The 18,994-nt window shown below is 72.2% G+C and carries 20 protein-coding genes; 5 read left to right on the plus strand and 15 right to left on the minus strand.

The annotated features are described in order from the left end of the window. The gene (locus NI17_RS17360; protein WP_068688079.1) at positions 1-441 is read left to right on the plus strand and encodes a hypothetical protein; all 441 of its coding nucleotides are present in this window, start codon (positions 1-3) and stop codon (positions 439-441) included. 109 nt (positions 442-550) lie between these two features. Here NI17_RS17360 and NI17_RS17365 read toward each other — a convergent pair whose 3' ends face one another. Then, positions 551-1,177 (minus strand): CGNR zinc finger domain-containing protein, encoded by a 627-nt coding sequence (locus NI17_RS17365; protein WP_068688078.1) that lies wholly within the window; start codon positions 1,175-1,177, stop codon positions 551-553. 194 nt (positions 1,178-1,371) lie between these two features. On the opposite strand from NI17_RS17365, the gene NI17_RS17370 reads away from it, so the two are divergent. Both NI17_RS17370 and NI17_RS17375 read left to right on the plus strand, forming a co-directional pair. Further along, the gene (locus NI17_RS17370) at positions 1,372-1,824 is read left to right on the plus strand and encodes a VOC family protein (protein ID WP_068688077.1); all 453 of its coding nucleotides are present in this window, start codon (positions 1,372-1,374) and stop codon (positions 1,822-1,824) included. Positions 1,825-1,885: 61 nt separating this feature from the next. Continuing rightward, a complete protein-coding gene (locus NI17_RS17375; RefSeq protein ID WP_068688076.1) occupies positions 1,886-2,800 on the plus strand; it encodes a pyridoxamine 5'-phosphate oxidase family protein in 915 nt (304 codons plus the stop codon). 33 nt (positions 2,801-2,833) lie between these two features. Here NI17_RS17375 and NI17_RS17380 read toward each other — a convergent pair whose 3' ends face one another. Next, entirely contained in the window at positions 2,834-3,364 is a 531-nt protein-coding gene (locus NI17_RS17380; RefSeq protein WP_068688075.1) for an HPP family protein, read from the minus strand. A 123-nt stretch (positions 3,365-3,487) separates the two neighbouring features. Here NI17_RS17380 and NI17_RS17385 point away from each other — a divergent pair, with 123 nt between their 5' ends. After that, the gene (locus NI17_RS17385; protein ID WP_084012393.1) at positions 3,488-4,108 is read left to right on the plus strand and encodes a CGNR zinc finger domain-containing protein; all 621 of its coding nucleotides are present in this window, start codon (positions 3,488-3,490) and stop codon (positions 4,106-4,108) included. Between the two features lie 15 nt (positions 4,109-4,123). Here the strand turns inward: NI17_RS17385 and NI17_RS17390 are convergent, their stop codons facing one another. From NI17_RS17390 to NI17_RS17450, 13 genes are all read right to left on the minus strand, one after another. Continuing rightward, the gene (locus NI17_RS17390; RefSeq protein ID WP_068688074.1) at positions 4,124-5,314 is read right to left on the minus strand and encodes a PP2C family protein-serine/threonine phosphatase; all 1,191 of its coding nucleotides are present in this window, start codon (positions 5,312-5,314) and stop codon (positions 4,124-4,126) included. Positions 5,315-5,707: 393 nt separating this feature from the next. After that, on the minus strand, positions 5,708-6,967 hold the full coding sequence (locus NI17_RS17395) for an NAD(P)/FAD-dependent oxidoreductase (protein ID WP_068688420.1): 1,260 nt from the start codon (positions 6,965-6,967) through the stop codon (positions 5,708-5,710). A gap of 124 nt (positions 6,968-7,091) precedes the next feature. Beyond that, positions 7,092-8,627, minus strand: a complete 1,536-nt coding sequence (locus NI17_RS17400; RefSeq protein ID WP_068688073.1) for a PucR family transcriptional regulator — start codon at positions 8,625-8,627, stop codon at positions 7,092-7,094. Positions 8,628-8,746: 119 nt separating this feature from the next. Further along, a complete protein-coding gene (locus tag NI17_RS17405) occupies positions 8,747-9,364 on the minus strand; it encodes a TetR/AcrR family transcriptional regulator (RefSeq protein WP_068688072.1) in 618 nt (205 codons plus the stop codon). A gap of 575 nt (positions 9,365-9,939) precedes the next feature. Then, the gene (locus NI17_RS17410) at positions 9,940-11,382 is read right to left on the minus strand and encodes a purine-cytosine permease family protein (protein WP_068688071.1); all 1,443 of its coding nucleotides are present in this window, start codon (positions 11,380-11,382) and stop codon (positions 9,940-9,942) included. Then, positions 11,379-11,699, minus strand: coding sequence for a Rieske (2Fe-2S) protein (locus tag NI17_RS17415; protein WP_068688070.1), 321 nt, complete (start codon positions 11,697-11,699; stop codon positions 11,379-11,381). Before NI17_RS17415 ends, NI17_RS17410 begins: the two co-directional genes overlap by 4 nt. Further along, a complete protein-coding gene (locus NI17_RS17420; RefSeq protein WP_068688069.1) occupies positions 11,696-12,571 on the minus strand; it encodes an iron-containing redox enzyme family protein in 876 nt (291 codons plus the stop codon). The genes NI17_RS17415 and NI17_RS17420 overlap by 4 nt, the downstream gene beginning before the upstream one ends. Then, positions 12,568-13,353 carry a dihydrodipicolinate synthase family protein gene (locus NI17_RS17425; RefSeq protein WP_068688068.1) on the minus strand — a complete coding sequence of 262 codons (786 nt, stop codon included), beginning with the start codon at positions 13,351-13,353 and terminating at the stop codon, positions 12,568-12,570. Before NI17_RS17425 ends, NI17_RS17420 begins: the two co-directional genes overlap by 4 nt. Before the next feature lie 11 nt (positions 13,354-13,364). Continuing rightward, positions 13,365-13,859: a DUF6190 family protein gene (locus NI17_RS17430; protein ID WP_068688067.1), complete on the minus strand. Its 495-nt coding sequence runs from the start codon at positions 13,857-13,859 to the stop codon at positions 13,365-13,367. Continuing rightward, positions 13,849-15,081 (minus strand): aminotransferase class I/II-fold pyridoxal phosphate-dependent enzyme, encoded by a 1,233-nt coding sequence (locus NI17_RS17435; RefSeq protein WP_084012392.1) that lies wholly within the window; start codon positions 15,079-15,081, stop codon positions 13,849-13,851. The genes NI17_RS17430 and NI17_RS17435 overlap by 11 nt, the downstream gene beginning before the upstream one ends. A gap of 495 nt (positions 15,082-15,576) precedes the next feature. Beyond that, positions 15,577-16,266, minus strand: coding sequence for a DsbA family oxidoreductase (locus NI17_RS17440; protein WP_068688066.1), 690 nt, complete (start codon positions 16,264-16,266; stop codon positions 15,577-15,579). 29 nt (positions 16,267-16,295) lie between these two features. Further along, positions 16,296-17,090 carry an oxygen-binding di-iron domain-containing protein gene (locus tag NI17_RS17445; RefSeq protein WP_068688065.1) on the minus strand — a complete coding sequence of 265 codons (795 nt, stop codon included), beginning with the start codon at positions 17,088-17,090 and terminating at the stop codon, positions 16,296-16,298. A 16-nt stretch (positions 17,091-17,106) separates the two neighbouring features. After that, complete coding sequence (locus tag NI17_RS17450) at positions 17,107-18,132, minus strand: DMT family transporter (RefSeq protein ID WP_243597536.1); 1,026 nt, start codon at positions 18,130-18,132, stop codon at positions 17,107-17,109. 109 nt (positions 18,133-18,241) lie between these two features. On the opposite strand from NI17_RS17450, the gene NI17_RS17455 reads away from it, so the two are divergent. Beyond that, positions 18,242-18,934 (plus strand): TetR/AcrR family transcriptional regulator, encoded by a 693-nt coding sequence (locus tag NI17_RS17455; protein ID WP_119268167.1) that lies wholly within the window; start codon positions 18,242-18,244, stop codon positions 18,932-18,934. Positions 18,935-18,994 lie beyond the last annotated feature (60 nt).

Consider the following 18,994-nt stretch of genomic DNA (forward strand, 5'->3'; position numbering starts at 1 on the left):
ATGCTGACGATCTGGACGGTGGTGCGGTTCCTGCACGTTCTGGGGGCCGCGCTGTGGGTGGGCGGGCAGCTCACCGTGTCGCTGGTGGTGCTTCCGCTGGCCCGGCGCGGCCTGGACGCCGAACGCCGGGGTTCGGTGCTGACCGCGATCGGCAGGCGTTTCGGCCTGCTCACGGTGGCGTTCTTCCTTCCGGTGCAGATCGGCACCGGCATCGCCCTGGCCTGGCGTCGGGGGGTGACCTGGGAGTCGCTGCTGGTCCCCGGCTACGGCCGGATCCTGGCCGCCAAGCTGGCGCTGTTCGCCGTGGTGATGCTCGCCGCCGCGCTGCACGGCGCGGCCAGTTCCCGGGGGTATCCGGTCCTCGCCCGGGTCATGGCCGTCACCAGCCTGGTGACCTCGGTGGGCGTGGTCGCCCTCGCCACCGCGCTGCCCGTGACCTGACCCTCCGGCCCGGCCGCGTGCCTGTTTGCGCACCCGCGACTCCGTCAGCACCGGAACTGCGCGCCGCGGCCCCTCCCCCGGTTCGGCCACCGACTTTCGCGAGGACGGTTCAGGGGCGACCCGTCTCCCGGAGTACCTCGCCGTTCCCCCTGTCCCGGCCTCCCGGCACTGCCGTTCGGACCGCTCGGCCGCCCCGTGCGCGGGCGTGGTGCCGGGCGGCCTTGGCGCGGTTGCCGCACGTCGCCATGGAGCACCAGCGCCGGGTGCCGTTCTTGGACGTGTCGAGGAAGCGCAGGACGCACGCGGGGTTGGCGCAGCGTCGGATGCGGTCGGGGTGCTCCGCCAGGAGGGTCAGGTAGTTGTCGGCGGCGGTCCACGCGGCCGCCCACGAGGGGTGGTCGAACTCCACCGTCTCCTCGGGTCCGCCCGAGCGCAGCGACCGGCGTACCAGGCCGTGGGCGAGCACGGCGTTGAGCGCCTCGGCCGCCTCGGGGTTGCCCGGGGTGTCGACCAGTCGATCCAGGATCTCGCGGGTGTGCACGAGGTTGGCGAGCGTGGGGAGGTCGGCGGGGCACCGCCCGGTCAGGTCGACGTCGTCGAGCCACCGCCGCAGTCCGTCGAGGGTCTCGAGCAGGTCACGGTCTGCGGAGCCCGCGATCCACCGGGTGTTGAGCAGGTCGAGGGCGACCGGTTCCCCGACGAGCGGTCGCGCTGGCGTCGTGCTCGATGCGGCCATCGACTCTCCTTGCCGGGACGGGAGATCGCTGTTCGCAGCCTATCCCGCCGACCGTGCGCAGCTCCTCGGGCGGCGACCCCCCTGATCTAACCCTCCAAACATATTTTAGTGGTTGCCAATCGAACACCTAACCTCTAAAGTCATTTTTGCCAGTTAGATCGAAGGGGTTTCGCCCCGGAGAGTTGAGGTGTGCCATGGCGCCGTCGAACCTGCGGACGGGTCACGTGGGGCTGAACGTCACCGACATCAGCCGCTCGGTCGACTTCTACGTGCGCGTCTTCGGCTTCGAGGTGGTGGACAGGAGCACGGAGCCGGGGCGGGAGTTCGCCTTCCTCGGCCGCGACGGCCGACTCGTCCTGACCCTGTGGCCGCAGGGCGGCACCCCGTTCGACGGGGGCACGGCGGGGCTGCACCACCTGTCGTTCCAGGTCGACTCCATGGAGGAGGTGCGCGCCGCCGAGGCGCGACTGCGGGAGTTGTCCGCCGACTTCGCCTATGACGGCGTCGTCCCGCACGGTGAGGGGGCCTCCTCCGGGGGCGTCTTCTTCCACGACCCCGACGGCATCCGGCTGGAGATCTACGCGCCCACCGGTGCGGAATCCGCCAGGGTCCCCGTCACCGCCGCTCCCACCTGCGGCTTCTTCTAGCCGTCCGCGGGGCGCCCCGGCGGGGCGCCCCGTCCTCCACCGCAGAAAGGACGATCGGGACATGTTCTCCTATCACCGGGGGGAGCGCGCGGTGCAGGAGCGGGCCGGCCTGACCGCCCGGGCGGACCACTCCGCCCGGGCGGTCGCCCGGACGATCCCGGAGGTGGCCGCCCGGTTCCTGACCGACCGGCCGATGCTCGTGGTGGGCGCGGCCGACGGGCGCGGCCGCGTGTGGTGCTCGGCGCTGACCGGACCGCCCGGCTTCCTGCGGGTCCCCGACGAGCGGACCCTGGAGGTCGCCGCGGTGCCGCGTGCCGACGACCCACTGGCCGAAACCCTCACCGGGGGCGAGACGAAGGTCGGCACGGTGGCCGTCGATCCGGCCACCCGCAGACGCATGCGGCTCAACGGCACCGCGCGTCCGGTCGACGGCGGCCTGCGGATCACGGCCGACCAGGTCTACGCCAACTGCCCCAAGTACATCCAGCGGCGCACCCCCGAGGCGCCCGCCTGCGGAAGCGCGGGCGAACCGCGGCGCAGCACCGGCCTCGACACGCGCCAGCGCGCCCTCCTCGCCCGGGCCGACACCTTCTACGTCGCCACGTCCGACGACGCGGGAAACGCCGACGCGAGCCACCGGGGCGGCGACCCCGGCTTCCTGCGGCCGCTCGCCCCCGACCGACTCGTCTGGCCCGACTACGTCGGCAACGCCATGCTCATGACCCTGGGCAACCTGGCGGTCAACCCCGGCGCCGGACTGCTCGTGCCCGACTGGGAGACGGGGGACCTGCTGCACCTCACCGGCACCGCGCGCCTCCTGTGGGACGTCGAGGTTCCGCAGACGCGGCGCGCCGTGGAGTTCACGGTCGCCGAGGTCGTCGAGACGCCGGGGGCGGGCCCCGTCGCCCGCGGCGGTGTCGAGCGCTCCAGGCACAACCCACCGGTCGTCCCGATGTCTTCGGCGGGCATCCGCTGAGGCCGCGGCGGCCCGGCCCCGGCCGGGCCGTCCCTACCACCAGTAGACGGGGTAGGGACGACCGGAGAGTCGGGCGCCGACCATGCCGACCAGCACGAGCACCGTGGTGGCCAGGGCCAGCAGCGCGGTGAACGACACAAGCGGAGGCGCGTCGACGGCGACGATGACGGCGGTGGCGGCGGCCGGGGAGTGCGGGGTGCGGGCCAGCGCCATGACGCCCAGCGCGAGTCCGCCCGCGACCGCGGCGCTCCAGAGCCCCGGACCGAGTACGGCGAGCACGGCGAAACCGGTCAGGGCCGACAGCAACTGTCCCCCGACGACACTGCGGGGCTGCGCCAGCGGGAGCGCGGGCGCTCCGGCGACGAGGGCCATGCTCGCCGCGAGCGGCGGGATGAGCAGCGGCACGTCCAGCAGTACCGCGAGGAGCGCCAGGACGAGCAGCGCGGTGACGCTGGTGGCGGTGGCCAGGAGCAGGACGCGCGGCCCCGGTGACGCGGGGGCGCGGCCCGCGAGACGGGCGAACGGGGTGGCGGGCCGCTTCGACACGGTCGGGGGGTGGGTCATCTCAGGTGATCCGATCGACGGAGAGACGAACTAACGGATGTATATATCCTCATCCGTTAGCAAATGCCTTGGAGGAGTCTGCCAGATTTCCTAACCGCAAGCAAGAGCAGATACCGTTAGTAGATGGACGTCTCCGCATCCGTGAAGGACATGCCGGTCCGCGGGGAGCATCCCGCGCTGGACCTGGTCAACACCACCTTCATCAGGGGAGGGCTGCGCGGGCAGCTCATCGACGTACTGCGCACCCCGGCCGACCTGGACGAGTGGATCGCCGACCACCGCGGCCCGCTGGACCTGGTCGAGCCGTACCCGGCACTCGACGGTCCGGATGGTCCGGCGGCGCTCGCGGCCTTCCTCGAACTGCGCGAGGCACTGCGCCGCCTGCTGCGCGCGACCGTCGACGGCGAGTCCCCCACCGCCGCCGACGTGACCGCCGTGAACTCCGCCGCCCGTGCCTGCGTGGACTGGATCGAACTGCCGCCCTCCGCCGACGGGCCGCCGCTGCGCCGCTCCTCCTCCGCCGACCCGGCCACCGTCCTGCGCGCCCGCGTCGCCCGGACCGCCGTGGAGTTGCTGACCGGCCCCGACCGCGCCCTCCTGCGCGCCTGCCCGGCCCCCGGGTGCATCCTCTTCTACCTGCGCAGCCATCCCAGGCGCGCCTGGTGCTCTCCCGCCTGCGGCACCCGCGTCCGCGTCGCCCGCCACAGCCGACGGCACGGCGTGGACCCCTCCCACGACCGCTGACCGGGCTCCCGCGCCTCAGCCGACCGGCTGCCGCCCTCCCACCGCCGTGGCCCCCTCCCTGTACAGGGTCAGCGCGGTGACGTCGTCCCGGAAGTGGTCACCGGTGAAGCGGCGCAGGTCGGCGGCGAGCGTCTCGATGACCCGCTCCGAGGGCACGTCCTCCCAGCCGCGCAGGCGCTCCTCCAGGGGATAGAAGGCGCCGCCGCGGTCGCGCGCCTCGGTGACGCCGTCGGTGCACAGCAGCAGGGCCCCGTCGGGCGGCAGGGCGAACTCCCCGAGGGCACGGGGTTCCGGGACGAGCCCGCCGAGCCCCAGGGGCGCGCCGGGCTCGGACAGGGCGACCGGACCGGTCCGACCCGGCCTCACCAGGTAGGGCGGGATGTGTCCGCAGTTGACGGCACACACCTTGGCCTGCTCGTCGATGTCGAGGATGAGCGCGGTGACGAAGCGCTCGGGTTCCTCGATCTGCTGGGCGTGGAAGTTGTACTGCACGACCGCGTCCTCCATGGCGTCCACCAGTTCGCGGATGTCCTTCGTCCGGTAGGCGGTACTGCGGAAGGCCCCGAGGACGGAGAAGGCGGTGCCGATGGCGGGCAGGCCCTTGCCCTGGACGTCGGCGATCAGCACCCGGACCCCGTGCGGGGAGTCCACCACCTCGTAGACGTCGCCGCCGACCATCCTGTCCTCCTCCACCGGCCGGTAGCGACCGTCCACGACGACACCGCCCGCGCGGGCGGGCAGCGGACGGAGGATACGCCGCTGCAGTTCCGCGACGGTCGACCGCAGGCGGCGGACCTCGTCCTCGTGGGAGCGCCGCCGGGCCGTCTCCTCGCCGTGGCGGATGCGGTACCAGCACGCCGCGGTGCTCAGCGCGCCGAACGCCGCGGCGAGAAGCAGTGAGTAGGCGTCGGTCACGTCGATTCCGCCCCGAAGGGTGAACGTCACGGCCGCCACGAGGAGGATCCACACCGAGACGGCCGCGGTCTGCCAGACCGCGCCCACGCCCGCGACGACCGCGGGAAGGAAGACGAGGAACGGGACCAGTCGGACGAGCGCCCCCACCTGGTAGCCGACGGCGAGGATGAGCGCGGCGACCCCGGCCCCCCAGAACACGAACGTGCGGAAGGAGAGGGACAGCAGTCGTGTCGCCCGGTGGTCGGGGGCCTGCTCCGTGCTCGCGGCTCCGTCAACGCCGGAACTGCGCATCGCGGTCTCCTCCCGGATCGGTGTCGTGCGTCTCCGGTTCCCGTGGGTGCACCGTGAAAACGTCACCACGGTGACCCGGAAAACTGCCGGACCGAAACCGCCGACGGCCGCCCCGCCGGAGGGGGTGGGCTGGCGCAGGAGTGGGGAGGCGCCCCCGGCACCGACCCACCCGCGCCCCACCTCCCCGCACTGCGGAGATGCCGTGCACCACAGGCTTCCCCAGCCCAGGAGGGGGAATCCAGGTGGCCCCCACCTCAGGGGGTCTTGCAACCCCACCCCCACGGGGCTGAGGCCACACAGCCCCTGAGGCGGAGGCCGCCCGAAAGCCCATGCCGGGAAGCCCCTCCGGCACACCGCCGCCGAAGGAGCCGGGCCGAGCCGGGAGCCGTGGCCTCAGCGCAGCGGGTCGAACGCGGCCAGTTCCGCGGGCCGCGTTCCGGTGGTGATCTGCTCGGCGAGCAGGCGCCCGGTGACCGGGCCGAGGGTCAGCCCCCACATGCCGTGTCCGCCCGCGACATAGACGCCCGGCGCCTTCGTCGCCCCGATCAGGGGGAGCCCGTCGGGGGTCACCGGGCGCGGCCCCACCCACTCGTCGGTGCGCTCCTCCCAGGCGACCCCGTCGAGCAGGGGCCGCGCGGAGGAGACGATCGCCTCGATCCGGCCCCGGTCCAGCGGGTCGTCGGGGCCGCGGAACTCCATGGTGCCCGCGACACGCAGCCTCCCCTGGTAGGGGGTGCAGGCCACCCGGACGGCGGGCAGGTACAGCGGCCCCGGCACGGGTTGCTCGGTGGGCACGGTGAAGGAGTACCCGCGTCCCGCCTGGACCCGCGTGCGCACTCCCAGTCTCCGGCCGAGCCCGCCCACCCAGGACCCGGCCGCCAGCACCGCGGCGTCGGCCCGGACGGTCTCCCCCTCCTTCGACCGGACGGCGACCGCGCCGCCCGCGGGCCGGACGTCGGTCGCGGTGAAGGCTCCGCGGACGGTTCCGCCCCGCTTCTCCACCGACTGCGCCAGCGACCGCGTGAACCCGCCCGGGTCCACGTAGCGCTGCCCGTCCAGCCGGATGCCGAACTCCACGCGCGGGGAGACCTGCGGCATCCGCTCCCGCAGCTCCTCACCGGTCAGTTCGGCGAAGCCGATGTCCTGGCCGGAGGAGCGGATGAGCGCCAACTCCCGCCGCAGGTCCTCGGCCTGCGCGCGTCTCTCGAACGCCGCCGTGATCGGGGCCTGGACCGTCGGGGCGGCGACCCCGCCCTCGGTGAGCCGGTCGTAGGCGTCCAGGCAGCGGGAGTTGATCGGAACGAACCCCCGCATCGCGCGCCGCCAGGACCGCATGGTGCAGTGCGCGGCGAACCGCAGCAGGAAGGACCACAGCCCCACGTCGACGCGCACCGGAACGTACAGGGGGGCGTCGCGGTCCAGCAGCGACCGCAGCCCGTAACGCAGGACCGCGGGTTCGGGCAGCGGGATCGACAGTCCGGGCGAGATCCACCCGGCGTTGCCCCACGACGCCCCCGCCGCCACGTCGTCGCGGTCCACCACGGTCACCTCGACGCCCCGCTCCTGCAGAAACCAGGCGGTGGACAGGCCGACCACTCCGGCCCCGACCACCACCGCCGTGCGCGGTGCGCCGCCGCTACGCGCCTCGCCCATCACCACTCCCGAAAGCCGCCGGTCTCCAGTCCCTCTGCCCTTGAGCATGGCGAAAAACGGCGCCCGGTGGTCTGTTCGCTCCGGACAAATCGACCCGTCAGGCCTGTTCGCTCCGGACAACGGGTCAGCCGTCCGCCTCCGCCGCCAGCGCGATGGCCAGGGCGAGCCGGGTACGCGGGCTGTCCAGGTCGACGTGCACCGCCTCGGCCATGCGCCGCATCCGGTAGCGGACGGTGTTGGGGTGCACGCCCAGCAGGTCGGCGGCGGCCCGGTGGTCCCCCAGCGCGTCGAACCAGGCGCGCAGCGTCTCGACGTAGCGGGTTCCGTTCTCGCGGTCGTGGCGGGCGAGTGCGGCGACCGGGTTCGCGGCGGGCACGCGCCCGGAGGCCGCCGCCCTGCGCAGCCGTTCCAGCAGGATCTCGTCCCAGGACTCGTCGTAGACGACGGCGTGCTCGGAACGGGGGCGAGCGGCGTGCAGGGCCAGGCTCTCGTCGGCCTCCTGGCGGCTCTGCGGGAGCCGGTCGAGTCCGACGGCGCCACCGATTCCGGCGTGCACCACCACGTCGCCCGGGGTGTCGGCGACCACCCCCGCCACCCAGTCGCGGGCCCGGTCGGCCGTCCCACCGCCCGGCAGGACCGTGTAGACGGTGGTGCCGAACAGCGCGCTGCGTCCCGGCCGCGCCCACCCGAACCCGGTGGTGACGTGTTCGAAGGTGAGCAGTGCCGCGGCGTGCTGGTCGTCGCCGACGTGCGCCTGCAGCGCGACAACCCTGAACGGGCCGGACGGCAGGCCGAGCTGGGCGGTCACCAGCGCGTCGGCTCCGCCCTCCAGCAGCCGGATCACGCCGTCGGACTCGACCTGGCGTTCCAGGTCGGCGCTGGCGCGGGCGCGCAGCAGGTGCAGCGCCGCCGTTCGGGCGCCGCTCTCCAGGGCCGCCGCCCGCGACGGCGGCAGCGGCGCGTCGGCGTCGACCCAGATCGATCCGAGCAGTTCGCGTCCCGCGCGCACGGCGACCACGACGCGCCCGTTGAGTCCGTGCTCGCGCAGCGGCGGCACGAACAGCGGCCGGTCGGACGCCGTCAGGTGGGCGAACACTCCGCGTTCGGCGAGCGCGGCACGCACCTGCCCGGGAACCCGCCGTCCCAGGATGGTCCGCGTCCGCGCCCGGTCGGCGTGCTCCTGGAGGCTGGAGTAGGCCAGCACCCGCGACAGTACGTCCTCCACGGTCACCGGGCCGCCGACCGTCCCGGCGATGGTGTCGGCGAGCGCGAACAGGTCCGTGGGGCCGCGCCCCGCCTCCGTCTCCCGGCCCTCCAGCACCAGTCCGTAGGCGACCGCGGCCAACTGGCTCCACGACACCGCGGGGTCGACGGCGGCCACCGCGAGCCCGTCGCGCCGCGCGCGGTCGAGGGCGTCGGCGTCGAGGGGAGGGGCCGCGCGCACCAGCGCGACCACGGCGTTCGCGGCCACCGCCAGGTCGACCGCCCGCGCCTCGGTCGCGACGCCCACCGCCAGGAAGACGTCGCCGCCGACCCGGCGGGGGTCGGTCGGGTCGTGCGTCACCACGCTGCGCAGTTCCGTGTCGCGCGCCCCCGGTTCGCAGTACAGCCGCACTCCGAACCGCCCGAGGACGTTCACCAGCCGGTCGAGCCTGATCATCCGCTTCCGCCCGCTCCTGTGGCACCGGCACCGAGCCTACGGGACGGTGTCCGCCTCCGGCGCCGGTGCGGGCGGAAGCGGATGATCAGCCGGTGGGCGGGGCGGTCCAGGGGAACGGCTCACCTGCGGTAGCCGTTGAGCAGCAGCTTCGCGATCTGCTCGGCCACCTCGTCGGCCGACAGCCTGCCCTCCGGATCGAACCAGCGGTAGGACCAGATCGAGGCGCCCAGCAGGGTGGCCGTGGCGACCGCCGGATCGACGTCCAGCAGTTCTCCGTTGGCCACGCCCTCGGCGTAGAGGCGCTGCATGACCTCGGTGTACTCGCGCTCCCGTTTGCGCATCTCCTTCTCCCGCTCGGGCGAGAGCAGGCCGCGCTCGTTGTAGAAGACCGTGTTGGCGTCGAGGTTCCGCAGGATCGTCCGGGTGTGCTCGACGAGGAGGGCGTGGACGCGTTCCCCGGGGCTGCCCGGTCCCTCGGCGATGGCGTGGAACCGTTCGAGCGCCTCGTCCACGATCCCGTTCACGATCGCGAACAGTACGTCTTCCTTGCTCTTGAAGTAGTAGTAGATGGCCGGCTTCGTGAACCCGATGCGGTCCGCGATGTCGTCCAGCGACGTGACGTGGTAGCCCTTCTCGCGGAACAGCGCGGTGGCGACCTCGATGATCTGGGCGCGCCGGTCGTTGCCCGTCTGCCCCCGGGTGCGGCTCTGCCGCCTGCCTGTTGTTGCCTTAGCCATCACATGGTCCGTATCCGGATCGTTGCCCCGCCTGCGTCGGCGTCGACGCCGTGCCACCCGGCCGGTCGGCACGGGCGGCGCCCTGCCCGCCCGGAAGCGGAAGGGGCGCGTCGTTCCCCGAACGCCGCCACGCCCTCCTGGTGGCCGCCGCTTCCGTGGCGGGCAGGGCGGTCGCCTCGACCGAGTCATCGTATCCCTCCGCACCGCCGCCGTTGGGAATCCGTTTCACCGCCTGCGGGGCGGGGGCGACTCCGGCGGTCGGGGGCCGGGTGACCGGGGCGCCGAGCGGCACGGGAGCGGCCGGCGGGGCCGCGGTCACGCGCTCCCGGGGGCACCGGGCGGGGCGAGCGCGTCGTCCCGCCCGAGGCCCCGAACCGGCCGACGCCCCCGACACCGGAAAACGCCTGGTCGCCGTCCCCTTCGCCGCGGTGGGCCCCGAGGCCCCCACCGACCCGCTGCTCGCCCGGGTCCGCCACTACCGCCCCGACCTGTTCGGCGGACGACCCGCGCAGACGCCGGGGCCGCGGGCACGAGGACCCGCGGCCCCGGCTACGGGATCGCCTTCCGGGAGCCCGTCACCCGATCGGAGGCCCCGAGTACGTCTCGGGCCACCGGCGGCACAGCGCCGCGTACAGCGCCGCGGCGACCGCGAAGGCCACCGGCACGCTGAGGTCCACTCCTCCGGTCATCACGGCGAGCGGTCCGACGTACATCGAGTTGTTGACCCACAGAATCCCGCAGACGCTGCCGACCGCGAAGGCGGCGACCGCGCGCGGGTTCACCCCGTTGCGGTACCAGTACCGGCTGTCCCCGGCGCCGTTGCCGGAGCGCAGTTCGTGCACCGCGTACCGTCCCCGATGGGCGGCGAAGCCCACGAGCATGACGGCGGCCCAGGGGGCCACCACCGTCAGCACCAGCGTGACGAACGCCGCCATCGAGTCCATCGCGTCGTAGACCACGGCCCCCAGGTAGAGCAGTGTCGCGGCCGCCACCGCCACCACCGCCGTCACCCGCGTCCGGGGAACCCGCCAGAACACCGCGTTGGCCGACAGCCCCGCCGCGTACAGGCACAGGGCTCCCTGCGGCAGGGTGCCGACGAACCCGAACAGGATGACCACCGCGGCGAACCACCCGGGCACCGCGTCGGTGAGCCCCTGGAGCCACGGGGTCACCGGGTCGGGGAAGAAGGTGGTCACGTACGCGCCGACGAGCAGCGCGACCAGGCAGCTGAGGAACATGCCGCCGCCGGTCCAGACGACGGCCCGCAGGTCGCCTCGGGCCGACATGTACCGGCTGTAGTCGCCCTGGAAGGTGGCGTACGACATCGGCACGGCCGACGACGCCGTGGCCGCCAGCAGCCAGGTCCGCGTGTGGTCGCCGAGCGCGTACTCCCCGCCCGCGTATCCGGGGTCGAATCCGGGGGCGAGGACGAGGACCAGTGCCGCGAGCACCGCTCCGCCGAGGATCGCGGTCACCTTGTAGGTGTTGACCAGGGCGTCGTGGCCTCGGACCGCGACCAGCGCCACCACCAGGGCGGCGAGGGCCATGGCCGCCGTGAGCGCTCCGCTTCCGGTGGGGGTGCCCAGCAGGCGCTCACCCGCGACCATGACCGCGGTGCCGCCGACCCAGACGGTGATCGCGAAGAAGCCGAGCGCCACCACGACGGTGATGAGGTTGCTGATCGCCCGGCCGCGCAGCCCGAAGTGGGCTCCGCTGGACATGGGGTCGTTCATGCCGGTGCGCAGACCGACCCGGACGAGGGGGGCGAGGACCGCGGTGCCCACCGCCACCCCGACGACGATCGACGTGACAGCCGACCACCAGCCCAGTCCGAAGGAGATCGGCAGCGCGCCGAGGACCACCGTGCCCAGGGAGAACTGGGCGGCGGGCCAGATCCAGGCGAAGTCGGAGGGACGTCCGGTGCGCTCGTGGTCGGGGATCGTCTCGATCCCGTCGACCCCGCTCCGGGGCGCGGTGCGCGCCCCGGAGCCGAGCGTCCCGTCCTGGGACGTGGTCATGGTCGTCCTTTCTGCCCGACGGGCACCACCGCGGCGTCCGCTCCGGTCTTCTCCGCGTCGGCCTCCGACAGGTCGACCACGATCCGCAGCGGATCGCAGCGGGGCCCCGCCAGACGTCGACCGTCCCGGATGTCGAAGGTGGACTGGTGCAGCGGACACCTGATGCGCAGCGTCCGGCCGTCCACGTGGCCGAACCTCAGCAGTCCGCGGCGGTGCGGGCAGTGCGCCTCCGCCAGGATCCTGCGCCCGGCCACCTCGATGAGCACCAGGTCCTCGGTGACCTGCCGCACCACGGGGCCGTCGGCCTGCCCGCTCATGGGGCCGTGACCCCGCGCGCCCGGGCGATCGCCGCCTCGTTGGCCTCGTCGACGATCGCGCTGGTGATCTCCACTCCGGCCCACACCTTGGCCGTGTCCAGTCCGACCTCCTCGTCCATCGCGCGGATCGCGATCCGCATCTGCTGGCTGTGGTAGCTGTCGATGTAGAGGTGCTCGGTGTAGTAGGCGTGCTTGTGGATGCCCAGGCGTTCCGCGGCCCGCGCGAAGCCGCGGAAGCCGTAGAGCACGCTGGCCTCGAAGTAGGCGTAGGCGCCCAGGAAGTAGTCGGGCGCGGGCGCCCGACTGGTCAGCCAGTAGAAGAGGTTGACGTAGGCGAGGCTCTCCGGCCCGGCCTCCTCGACGTAGTGCTCCAGGTCGGTGGACATGCCGAGTTCGGTCAGCAGGTCCCGGTAGAGCTGGGAGTGCGCCTGCTGCTCGTTGCCGCAGCCGAGTTCGTCGATGAGCACCCGGAACACGGCCATACCGGACCGGTAGGGCAGGCGGGGCACGATCGGCAGCAGCGACTGCGACTCGGTGAGCCCGTCCACGGCGAACTCGGCCACCACCTTCTTGAACTGCTCCATGGTGGCTTCCTCGGCGAGGAAGCGGTGGCTCTCGGACTCCCCGATCTCCGCCTCCTCCGCGGCGTGCCGCTCCCGCAGCGCCTTGAGCAGGTCGCCGCGGGTGGCGAAGTGGGGGGCGCGGCTCTCGAACTCCTGGACGCGGGGGATGATCCAGTTCCGCTCCAGTTCCAGCATCCGCGCGTAGTCCTCGGTGTCGGGCACCGAGCGGTAGTGCCGGTACAGCTTCTTCTGGTCGATGTCCGCGCTGCGGTGCCGCGCGTCGGTGTCCCGGGTGGTGGATGTGGTCATGCCTGCTCCAGGGAGGGTTGGGGGGTGATGACCCCGCGCCGACCGAGTTCCTGTTTGACCCGCGCGTACCAGTCGTCCTCGAAGACGCCGTAGTTCTCGCACACCGCGTTGATCACCTCCTGGCGATCGGGGGTGGGGTCGACCAGCATGGCGTTGCACAGTCCCGGTTCGAGGTTGGCCAGCGGGCCGACGAAGCCGTCGATCCCGGCGGAGGCGAGCAGCAGGTTCTCCCACCCCTCGAAGACCGGGACGCCGGTTCCGGCGGCGGCGAGCTTCCGGGTGAACTCGGGGGAGCCGCTGGACTCCTTGACGCCGACCACGCCGGGCAGTTCGCACAGGCGCAGCATGGTCTCGTACTCGATGCGGTTTCCGGAGACCGCCTCCTCGTTGTAGAGGAAGATCGGGAGGTCGACGCCTTCCCGCAGGGTCCGGTAGTGCTGGTAGATCTCCTCCTGGGTGATGTCCATGCGGAAGGGGGTGGTCACCACCACCGCGTCGGCGCCCATGGCCCTGGCGAGGCGTGCCCGCCGCAGGACCCCCTCGGTGTCGGGGAGTTGGATTCCGACCAGCACGGGCAGCCCGTGGGAGTTGGCCACGGTGTAGGACACCATGTCGTGCCACTGCCGCTCGGTGAGTCTCCAGCCCTCGCCGGAGCTGAGCGTCGGCATCAGCGCGGTGACGTCGGCGTGGACGTACTCGATGAGGCTGACGACGTCCCTCTTGGAGACGGCGCCGGTGGGGTCGAAGGGGGTGACCAGGGGGACGATGGTTCCGGAGTACACTTCGCTGCTCCTCACAACTGGTCGGCGACCACGGTCAGGACGAGGGAGTCCCGGTAGTGGCGCTCCAGGTGGTCGGGGAAGGAGGGTTCCCAGGCGAGCGGGCCGACCGCCTCGACGGGGAGGTCCGTGCGCGCGGCGAGCCTGGGGCTGGCGGTGTGGAGCCTGCCGCCGCGGTTGAGCGCCTGGGCCACCGCCAGCCGCTCGTGCGCCGGGAGGCCGTGCAGCCGGGGGTCGTCCCAGGCGGCGCGCACGTCCTTCTCGTCGTAGCCGACGCGGTGGATCTCCATGTCGGTGTGCAGGCGGTCCATGAACGGGTAGTAGGCGTCCTGCACCTCCCGCGGGTAGCCCCAGACCAGGTCGTCGCAGCGTCCGACCTGTTCCAGGCTCATCACCACGCGGCCGTCGATCCGGTCGGCGAAGAAGCGCTTGCAGGCGTTGCGGAGTTCGGCGTCGCGGCTGTGCATGCCCATGAACAGCGCGGCGTCGACGAAGACGTCACCGCTCATAGCGCGTCAGCATCCCGCTCATGCGTTCCATGGCCGCGGCGAAGGTCCGGGGCTCGCGCGCCAGGGCCAGTCGGACGAACCGCTCCCCCAGGGCCGGGCTGTTCCAGTAGAAGTAGGTGCCGGGCAGGACGTAGATCTCCTCCTTGAAGAGGTCCTCCTGCAACTGCGACGCGGTCAGTTCCTCCGATTTGATCCGGAACCAGGCGACGCTGGTCCCCACCACCGGTTTCTGGTATTCCAGGACGGCGCCGTCCAGGGCGCTTCGCGCCTCATCGTTGTTCTGGGTGATGACTTCGCGCACCGAGGCGAAACCGTCCTGGATCGAGTCCTCGACATATTGGGTGACCATGTTGAGGACGAATGGCGAGACGTTGAGCAGCACACTGGTGTGCAGGTTGTAGACCTCGTTGTGGATATTCCTGCTCGCGGTGAGCATCGCGCATTTGGCGTCCTGGATCGGCCAGGTTTTTCCGGTGTCCTCGATCACCATGTAGGTGACGCCGGACTCCTCCAGGAGTTCGTAGACGTCGACACGTCCGATTCTGCTGTCGCACAGCGCGAAAGAGGCGAAGCAGAAGTCGATCATGAGGAGTTTGTCGTGGTCGACGCAGAACCGCACGACTTCCGCGAATCCGTCCAGGCCGTGCGGCAGCAGGGTGAAACCGGTCGGGTTGTTGGGGTCGACGAGGTAGATCGCGTCGGTTTCCACCTGTTCCTTGAGCCGCTGGTATATCTGCCCGGGCTCCGCCAGGGTCTCCTCCGGCAGCGGGGACAGCGGGACCTTCATGTTGCGTAGCAGGTCGACGAGGTTGTCGAAGCACGGCTCGATCAGCGAGACCGACATCTCGTGCTGCTTGAGGTACATGCCGGCGACCATGGTGGACACGCTGGCCGAGTAGGAGAGCAGGGTCCGGTCCATGGTGCGCGCGGTCGGCTGCCGGTGCAGGCGGAAGAAGGCGTCGAGAAAGCGCTTCTCGAAGAACGCCTGCTGGTTGTTCTCGGATTCGTACCACAACTCGGGGAGCCTGGAGACGATTTTGTCCTGGCTGCCGGACTGACGCTGGTGCGTGTGCGCGTCGGCGAGGTTGAAGCGGGTCTTCAGCGCCTGGATCTCGTGCTGGGTCAGGTCGGCAAACGCGGAGACGTCGACGTTGTCGGAGTTTCCACCGATGCCGTTCGGCGTGAACGGAACGGGGTTGTTCTCGGCATGGGCTCCGGGCATTTGAAGTCCTTTCTGGACAGGGGAAACTCATATTCCGCGAGGTGACAGAAGGGGCGGAACAGAGCATCTCGGCGTCAGTTACGAACAATTCGACATGGCGGACATGTCAGATATTGCCCGAGCCAGAGATTAACCCGCAATACCGACTTTGCATAGAGGAAACATTTGCTGGCCACATTCGGCCACCCAAATTCCGAGGGAAGCACGAATAGGCATTCCGGTCCACCGGAATGCCTTCAGAAGTTCAGTTGTTATTTTTTGGGTGAACGGATTTTCCGGTCAGCGGCGTGGAGGGGCTGCGGCGGTTCGGCCCACGGCCGCCTTTCCGCGCGGTGCGGGCCGGCCCCGCCCGACCCCGGCGGTGCCCACGCGGACGGTCCTGTCACGGCCCGCCCGCCGGGAGGCCGTGTGCGGGCGGGCCGACCGCCCCGGCTGCCGCACGGCCTCCCGCGCCCCTGGACTCCCCCCACGGACGCCTCAGGCGCCCGGACCGCCTCAGGCCGCGGCGCGCAGCACGAGTTCCTCGTAGGCCTTGGGGTTGTCGGAGCGGATCACCGGCCAGCCGATGCCGTAGGACCCCTGCCAGCCGACGTCGATCCCGGGGTTGGCGTGGTCGGTACCGTCGGGGAGGAACAGGTGCGGGCTGCACACGACCCGGTCGGTCCGCGCGATCGCGGCCTGCTCCGACAGCGCCCGCCGGGCCCTGCCGTCGTCCAGCGCCTCGGCGAGGCGGTCCACGTCGACCGCCCCGGTGGCCTCCGCGGCGTCGAGGATGACCTTGCGGTGGCTGATGCAGCGCGACTCCGCCCAGAAGGCCCGCCGCAGGGCGAGGTCGAGCTGTTCGGAGGCGCGCGTGCCCTGTTCCTTGGCCGCCTGGACGGCCTCCAGGGCGGGCAGCGTCGTCGAGGGGTAGAGCCAGTCCTTGGCCTGCCACAGCTGCCAGCCGGCCTCGGGTTCCAGCGCCGCCATCCGACCGACCTCGCTGTCGGTTCCCGGGCGCGGGCTGGGGGCGTCGTTGAGCAGTTCCAGCGGGAAGGCGCGGTGGTCGAAACTCACCCGCTCCTCCAACCCGAGGCGGGCCCGGGCCTCGTGCAGGCGGTGGACGCCGATGTGCGCGAACGAGCACCAGATGTCGGAGAAGACGACGATGACGCCCGGGGGCGGGGTGAGCTGTGCTGCGGGCATGGTGGGATCCTCCGTCGGGATGTGTCGGGTCAGCGGTTCGTCTCGTGGGCGTCGAGTGCGGCTTCGAGGTCGAGGTCGGCTCCGGGCAGCCACTGCGGCAGCGAGGGGATCTCCGCCATGGCGTCGACCAGGGCGTCCACACGGCCCTCCACCGCGGGGCCGTGCGCGCTCAGCAGCCGGGCCGCCCGCAGGTCGCGCACCTCGGCGAGGACGCGGAGGAACCGGTCGGGGTCGACCAGCCGCGTCCACGGGGCGATGGCCCGGTTGAGCACGGCGAAGCCCTCGAAGAACTCCTTCTCCGGCAGGTCCTCCAGACGGTTTCCGATCCCCGGGACGACGGTGCCGAAGCTGTCGGAGCTGAAGAGAGTGGCGTCGGTGTGCTCGAAGACGGCGAGGGTGCCCGGCGAGTCGAAGGTCGGCGGCCGGAGGAAGCTGAACTCCCGGTCGCCCGCGCGCAGGCGGCCCCCCGGGTTCACCGTCACGACGCGGTCCGGCGGAATCCGGAACTCCTCCGACAGCCGGGTCAGCGAGATGGCGTTGGTGACCAGGGTGGCCCGGGGCGCGGCTTCGAGAATCCGCATGAGGCTTCCGGTGTGATCCCGGTCGTCGTGGGTGACGATCACCCAGCGCAGGTCCTCCGGGTCGATCAGCGGCCACAGCGTCGCTTCGAAGTCCTCCCGGTCGACGGGCATTCCGGCGTCGATCAGCACCGGTTCGCCGCCGCGGAGCAGGAACGCGTTCACCGGTTGCAGGCCGAGGTCGGGGATGGGCAGTTCCGAGGGCAGGGCGTGGATGTCCGGGCCCGCCAGGTAGGGCTCTCTCATCGTTCCTCCGTTGGGGTCAGAGCAGTTGGATCGCCAGGGAGCCCGCGAGCAGCAGGACCAGACCGGTGACGCGGGGGACGTTCATCGGGCGCCTGGGCATCCGGAACAGGCCGTAGTGGTCGATGGCGGCGGAGGTGAGCTGCTGGCCGGTCACGGTGAGGGCGATCGTGACGGCGGCGCCGATGACGGGGATCGCCAGGAACGTGCCGGTCACGTATCCGGCGGCGCAGGCGGCGCCGAGCCATCCCCACCACGGCATGCTCCGCAGCGGCGCCAGTCGGGGGCGCGGGGTGCGTCCGGTCGTGTACAGCACCAGCAGCACGGCCACGATCGTGGCAGTGGCCACGGTGAAGCTGACCAGGGCGACGGCGAGCGGCTCGCCGAGTTCGCCGCGCAGGCGGGCGTTGACCGCTCCCTGCACCGGCAGCACCGCGCCCGCCAGGATGCCCAGCAGGATCCAGCCGACGCGGCCCACCCCGGAGGGCGCCCCGCCGCCGGGCGCGGGCGCGGGGGGCGGGGCGGGAGAGCCGCCCGCCCCCCGGTCGCCGACCGCCGCGGCCGCGGGCGCGGGCGCGGGTACGGCTGTGGCCGCGGCGCGCTTCTGGCCCTGGATGATGACGACGATTCCGACCAGGACCGCGACGGCTCCGATCACCATCCCCGCGTCGAGCGGTCTGCGTTCCACGCCCAGCAGCCCGAGCAGGTCGAGGCCGAGGGAGGCGAACATCTGCCCCGCGACGAACAGTCCGACGGAGGCCACCGCGCCCAGGCGCGGGAACAGCAGGATTCCGCAGGTGATGTAGAAGGGGCTGGCCAGGCCGCCGAGGAGGTGCCAGCCCGTCGCCTCGGGCAGGCGGCCCAGCGCGCCCAGGGCGCCGACGGCCAGGGCGAGGACGGCGAGCAGTCCGGTCGCGAGCGCCAGTTGGATCGTCGACGCGCCGTAGGGCGTACCGACCGCTTTGTTGAGTTGGAGGTTCGCCGAGGCCTGAACGGCCAGCAGGCAGCCGATCAGCAGCGCCACAGCGAGAAGAGCGGTGTACATGACTCTCCCGGACACACTAAATGGACATTGTGTCCGTTTAATCTAAGCTGCCACCTGGTAAGCGGTCAACATGTCCACTTAGTGTTGGATGGTTTGTAGGATGAGGTTCATGAACGACGGCGACGAGCACGGCCGACCGGTCTTCCTGGATCTTCTGGAGGCGAGTCCGATCCCGGACGGCGCCGCGCCGACCGGTCCGGGCCGGGGCCACGGCACGCGGGGGTCACCGGGCGCCGCCGGGACACGCGGCAGGGAGCGGGCCGACGCGGCGCGCAACCGCGCGCGGATCCTGGCCGCCGCCGAGCAGTTGTTCGCCGAGGTCGACCCGCGCACGGTCACCATGGCCCAGATCGCCGAGGCCGCCGGGGTGGGCCGGGCCACCCTCTACCGGCGCTTCCCCACCCCCGCCGCCGTCGCGGTGGCACTCCTCGACGAGCACGAGCGCCGCCTCCAGGGGGCGATGCTGCACGGCCCGCCGCCGCTCGGCCCCGGCGCGCCGCCCGCCGAACGGCTGGCCGCCTTCTACACCGCAGCCGTCGACCTGCTGGAACGCCACCTTCCGCTGGCGCTGGGCGCGGAGACGGGGCAGCAGCGGTTCGCCACCGGCGCCTACGGGTTCTGGCGCGCCCACGTGCGCGCCCTGCTCGCGGCGGCGGACACCCCGGACCCGGACGCGCTCGTCGACGTGCTGCTCGGCCCGCTCGACCCGGAGCTGTACCGCCACCAGCGCCACACCGCGGGCCTGTCCCGCGAACGGATCACCCGCGCGCTGGGCCTGCTGGCCCGGCGCGTCCTCGGCTGACGCGACACGCGCCCCCGCCCCGGAGCCCCGGTGGCCCCGGGAACAGGTCGTGCTCCCTGA

The organism is Thermobifida halotolerans, from assembly GCF_003574835.2.
Taxonomy (GTDB): Bacteria; Actinomycetota; Actinomycetes; order Streptosporangiales; family Streptosporangiaceae; genus Thermobifida; species Thermobifida halotolerans.

Bases quoted from the DNA above. Each gene is read 5' to 3' on its own strand.
- NI17_RS17450 (WP_243597536.1), bottom strand. From the start codon at position 18,132: ATGTACACCGCTCTTCTCGCTGTGGCGCTGCTGATCGGCTGCCTGCTG.
- NI17_RS17430 (WP_068688067.1), bottom strand. From the start codon at position 13,859: ATGAGCGGTGACGTCTTCGTCGACGCCGCGCTGTTCATGGGCATGCAC.
- NI17_RS17405 (WP_068688072.1), bottom strand. From the start codon at position 9,364: ATGGCTAAGGCAACAACAGGCAGGCGGCAGAGCCGCACCCGGGGGCAG.
- NI17_RS17390 (WP_068688074.1), bottom strand. From the start codon at position 5,314: ATGCGCAGTTCCGGCGTTGACGGAGCCGCGAGCACGGAGCAGGCCCCC.
- NI17_RS17435 (WP_084012392.1), bottom strand. From the start codon at position 15,081: ATGCCCGGAGCCCATGCCGAGAACAACCCCGTTCCGTTCACGCCGAAC.
- NI17_RS17370 (WP_068688077.1), top strand. From the start codon at position 1,372: ATGGCGCCGTCGAACCTGCGGACGGGTCACGTGGGGCTGAACGTCACC.
- NI17_RS17385 (WP_084012393.1), top strand. From the start codon at position 3,488: ATGGACGTCTCCGCATCCGTGAAGGACATGCCGGTCCGCGGGGAGCAT.
- NI17_RS17400 (WP_068688073.1), bottom strand. From the start codon at position 8,627: ATGATCAGGCTCGACCGGCTGGTGAACGTCCTCGGGCGGTTCGGAGTG.
- NI17_RS17360 (WP_068688079.1), top strand. From the start codon at position 1: ATGCTGACGATCTGGACGGTGGTGCGGTTCCTGCACGTTCTGGGGGCC.
- NI17_RS17455 (WP_119268167.1), top strand. From the start codon at position 18,242: ATGAACGACGGCGACGAGCACGGCCGACCGGTCTTCCTGGATCTTCTG.
- NI17_RS17395 (WP_068688420.1), bottom strand. From the start codon at position 6,967: ATGGGCGAGGCGCGTAGCGGCGGCGCACCGCGCACGGCGGTGGTGGTC.
- NI17_RS17410 (WP_068688071.1), bottom strand. From the start codon at position 11,382: ATGACCACGTCCCAGGACGGGACGCTCGGCTCCGGGGCGCGCACCGCG.
- NI17_RS17415 (WP_068688070.1), bottom strand. From the start codon at position 11,699: ATGAGCGGGCAGGCCGACGGCCCCGTGGTGCGGCAGGTCACCGAGGAC.
- NI17_RS17420 (WP_068688069.1), bottom strand. From the start codon at position 12,571: ATGACCACATCCACCACCCGGGACACCGACGCGCGGCACCGCAGCGCG.
- NI17_RS17440 (WP_068688066.1), bottom strand. From the start codon at position 16,266: ATGCCCGCAGCACAGCTCACCCCGCCCCCGGGCGTCATCGTCGTCTTC.
- NI17_RS17375 (WP_068688076.1), top strand. From the start codon at position 1,886: ATGTTCTCCTATCACCGGGGGGAGCGCGCGGTGCAGGAGCGGGCCGGC.
- NI17_RS17445 (WP_068688065.1), bottom strand. From the start codon at position 17,090: ATGAGAGAGCCCTACCTGGCGGGCCCGGACATCCACGCCCTGCCCTCG.
- NI17_RS17380 (WP_068688075.1), bottom strand. From the start codon at position 3,364: ATGACCCACCCCCCGACCGTGTCGAAGCGGCCCGCCACCCCGTTCGCC.
- NI17_RS17365 (WP_068688078.1), bottom strand. From the start codon at position 1,177: ATGGCCGCATCGAGCACGACGCCAGCGCGACCGCTCGTCGGGGAACCG.